This window comes from Clostridium sp. (assembly GCF_051650885.1).
Lineage (GTDB): Bacteria > Bacillota > Clostridia > Clostridiales > Clostridiaceae > Clostridium.
The window spans coordinates 1-4307 of record NZ_JBOFRG010000084.1 but is presented as its reverse complement, the minus strand read 5'-3'; the positions used below and the strand labels follow the sequence as shown (position 1 = coordinate 4307).

Genomic DNA, 4307 nt, shown 5'->3' with positions numbered 1-4307 from the left:
ATAACTATAAAATAGTTATCCGTTTTAAAATTTTTGGAGGTGCAATTAAAATGACAAGAGAAGATATAATTCAAGCAATAAAAGAAATGAGCGTTTTAGAATTAAACGAATTAGTAACAGCTTGCGAAGAGGAATTTGGAGTAAGCGCTGCTGCACCAGTAGCAGTAGCAGGAGCAGTAGCTGGTGGAGCTGCTGAAGAAAAAACTGAATTTGACGTAGTTTTAGCTAGCGCTGGAGCTAACAAAATCAAAGTAATCAAAGTTGTTAGAGAAATAACTGGATTAGGATTAAAAGAAGCTAAAGAAATCGTAGATGGAGCTCCTAAAACATTAAAAGAAGCTGTATCTAAAGAAGAAGCTGAAGATATGAAAGCTAAATTAGCTGAAGTTGGAGCAGAAGTAGAAGTAAAATAATTTACTTTAGCATAAAACTGTATAAAGGTGCTTGTAAAAGCACCTTTTTATTTTCACAAAAGACTATATAAAATATCCCTAATTTAATATGGATAATTTATATAGTTTTATTTATAAAGAAGATTTTATAAGTAAAGTGAAATAAGTTGACAAAAAAAGAATGATGTGATACATTAATAAAATGTACTATTCAAAATGGAAAAGTATATTTAGTTTTAAAGAGGTATAGCACTAAGAAATAGTGGCTATACTAAAAAAAGATGCTGTCCGAAAGCAAAGGTCCTTAGGGAAATTATGCTTTTGGTTATTTTAGTTTATACAAGGGGTGAAAATTCATGGTACATCCTGTCCAATCTGGAAAAAGAACAAGAATGAGTTTTGGTAAAGTTAAAGCCGCTGCGGATATGCCAAATCTTATTGAAGTACAATTAGATTCTTATCAATGGTTTTTAAAGGAAGGTCTTCATGAAGTATTTGATGACATAAATCCTATAGGAAACTTTACAGGGAATCTTGTGCTTGAGTTTGTAGATTACAAACTTGATATGGATAATATCAAATATTCAGTGGAAGAGTGTAAGGAGAGAGACGCTACTTATGCTGCACCACTAAAAGTATCAGTAAGACTTACTAATACTGAAACAGGAGAAATAAAAGAACAAGAAGTATTTATGGGTGATTTCCCATTAATGACTGAACAAGGAACTTTTATAATTAATGGAGCTGAGAGAGTTATCGTAAGCCAATTAGTTAGATCTCCAGGTGTATATTATAGCCTAAACCGTGATAAACACGGGAAGAAGTTATTCTCATCAACTGTTATTCCTAACAGAGGTGCATGGCTAGAGTATGAAACAGATTCTAATGATATTATATATGTTAGAATTGACAAAACTAGAAAACTTCCAATTAGTATCTTAGCAAGAGCTATGGGTATGGGAAGTGATCAAGAATTATTAGAATACTTTGGTGAAGAAGAAAGATTCCAAGCAAGTATCGAAAAAGATAATACAAAGACTAGAGAAGAAGCTCTTTTAGAAATCTATAAGAGATTAAGACCAGGTGAGCCACCAACTGTGGATAGCGCTATGTCATTAATTGATTCACTATTCTTTGATGCTAAGAGATATGATCTTTCAAGAGTTGGTAGATACAAGTTTAATAAAAAACTTGCTATAAACTTAAGATTAGCTAACCAAGTAGCAGCTTCAGACGTTATTAATCCTTCAACAGGAGAAATAATGGTAGAGCAAGGACAAAAAATAACAAGAGAAATGGCTGTAGAAATCCAAAATGTTGGAATTAATATGGTTGATGTTTTAGTAGAAGACAAAATTATCAGAGTTATTGGTAACCATTTTGTTGATATAGCTAAACATGTTTCTTTTGATTTAAGTGATTTAAATATCAAAGAGTTAGTACACTATCCAACATTAAAAGAAATCCTTGATAACTTTACTGATGAAGAAAGTATAAAGGAAGAAATTAAGAAAAATATCAATAAATTAATACCAAAACACATAATTAAAGATGATATATTCTCAACTATTAGTTATGAATTAGGTTTAGCTTATGGTATTGGATATGTAGATGATATCGACCACTTAGGAAATAGAAGATTAAGATCAGTAGGAGAATTATTACAAAATCAATTTAGAATTGGTTTATCAAGAATGGAAAGAGTAGTTAAAGAAAGAATGACTATTCAAGACCAAGAAGCAATAACTCCACAGATGCTTATAAATATTAGACCAGTTGCAGCAGCTATTAAAGAATTCTTTGGTAGTTCACAATTATCGCAATTCATGGATCAAACAAACCCATTATCAGAATTAACTCATAAGAGAAGATTATCTGCATTAGGACCAGGAGGACTTTCGAGAGAAAGAGCTGGATTCGAAGTAAGAGACGTTCACCACTCACATTATGGTAGAATGTGTCCTATCGAGACACCAGAGGGACCAAATATAGGTCTTATCAACTCATTAGCGACTTATGCAAGAGTAAATGAATATGGATTTATTGAAACACCATATAGAATTATAGATAAAGAAAATAAAAGAGCAACTGACGAAATAAGATACTTTACAGCAGATGAAGAAGATCAATATCTTGTTGCACAGGCAAATGAGCCTATGGATGAAGAAGGATACTTCACTCATGATAAAGTAACTGTTAGATACTTAGAAGAAGTTATGGTTGTTCCATCAAGCGAAGTTGACTTAATGGACGTTTCACCAAGACAAATCGTATCTGTAGCAACAGCTATGATTCCATTCTTAGAGAATGACGATGCTACAAGAGCCCTAATGGGATCAAACATGCAACGTCAAGCAGTACCACTATTAAAGCCACAAGCACCAATAGTAGGAACAGGAATTGAGTACAGAGCAGCTGCAGATTCAGGGGTACTACCAAAAGCTAAAAATGAAGGTGTAGTAACTTATGTAAGTGCTAGTGAAATAAAAGTTAAGAGAGATTTAGATGGTGGAGTTGATAGCTATAAGCTATTAAAATTCAAAAGAAGTAACCAAGGAACTTGTATCAATCAAAGACCTTTAGTAAGTGTTGGAGAAATGGTATTTAAGAACCAGGTACTTGCAGATGGACCATCAACGGATTTAGGAGAAATAGCATTAGGTAAAAACATCAGAATGGGATTCATAACATGGGAAGGTTATAACTATGAGGATGCTATGCTTATCTCTGAAGAATTAGTTAGAGAAGATGTATTTACATCTATTCATATAGAAGAATATGAATGTGAAGCAAGAGACACTAAATTAGGACCTGAAGAAATAACTAGGGATATTCCTAATGTAAGTGAAGATGCTTTAAAAGACATCGATGAAAGAGGTATAATCAGAATCGGTGCAGAAGTTAGATCAGGAGATATCTTAGTAGGTAAAGTAACTCCAAAAGGTGAAACTGAGTTAACAGCTGAAGAAAGACTATTAAGAGCTATATTCGGTGAAAAAGCTAGAGAAGTTAGAGATACTTCATTAAGAGTACCTCACGGAGAAGCTGGTATAATTGTAGATATTAAAGTATTTACAAGAGAAAATGGTGATGAATTAAACCCAGGTGTTAACGAATTAGTTAGATGTTACATTGCTCAAAAGAGAAAAATCTCTGTTGGGGATAAAATGGCGGGACGTCATGGTAACAAAGGGGTTATTTCAAGAGTTCTTCCAGAGGAAGATATGCCATTCTTACCAGACGGAAGACCACTTCAAATCTGCTTAAACCCACTAGGGGTTCCATCACGTATGAATATTGGGCAGGTATTAGAAGTTCACTTAGGTTGGGCTGCTAGTCAATTAGGATGGCACATAGCTACTCCAGTATTTGATGGTGCAACTGAAAGTGATATTGAAGAATGCTTAGTAAAAGCAGGATACAATGCTCATGGAAAAACAGTTTTATATGATGGTAGAACTGGAGAAGCATTTGACAATGAAGTAACAGTTGGTATCATGTATATCTTAAAACTTGCTCACTTAGTAGATGATAAGATACATGCTAGATCAACAGGACCATACTCACTAGTAACTCAACAACCACTTGGAGGAAAAGCTCAATTTGGTGGTCAGAGATTCGGAGAGATGGAGGTTTGGGCATTAGAAGCATATGGTGCTGCCCATACATTACAAGAAATATTAACTGTAAAGTCTGATGACGTTGTTGGAAGAGTTAAAACTTATGAAGCAATAGTTAAGGGTGAAAATATACCTGAGCCAGGAGTTCCAGAATCGTTTAAGGTTCTTATTAAGGAATTACAAGCACTTTGTTTAGATGTTAAAGTTTTAAATGATGAAAATGAGGAAGTTAGATTAAAAGAATCAGTTGATGAAGAATCAGAAGAGATAGAAGTAAACATTGAAGAAACAGAGG

Annotated in this window: 2 protein-coding genes; both read left to right on the top strand. The window is 33.6% G+C overall.

The genetic code is table 11. The features are described from left to right. The first annotated feature begins 50 nt into the window (after positions 1 to 50). Entirely contained in the window at positions 51 to 413 is a 363-nt protein-coding gene (rplL, locus tag ACRC28_RS04090) for a 50S ribosomal protein L7/L12 (protein WP_438542180.1), read from the top strand. A gap of 335 nt (positions 414 to 748) precedes the next feature. After that, positions 749 to 4307, top strand: a 3559-nt coding sequence (rpoB, locus tag ACRC28_RS04085) for a DNA-directed RNA polymerase subunit beta (RefSeq protein ID WP_438542179.1), incomplete at its 3' end; no start/stop codon positions are given.

Coding starts and splice junctions, on each gene's coding strand:
- rplL (WP_438542180.1), top strand. CDS start 51: ATGACAAGAGAAGATATAATTCAAGCAATAAAAGAAATGAGCGTTTTA.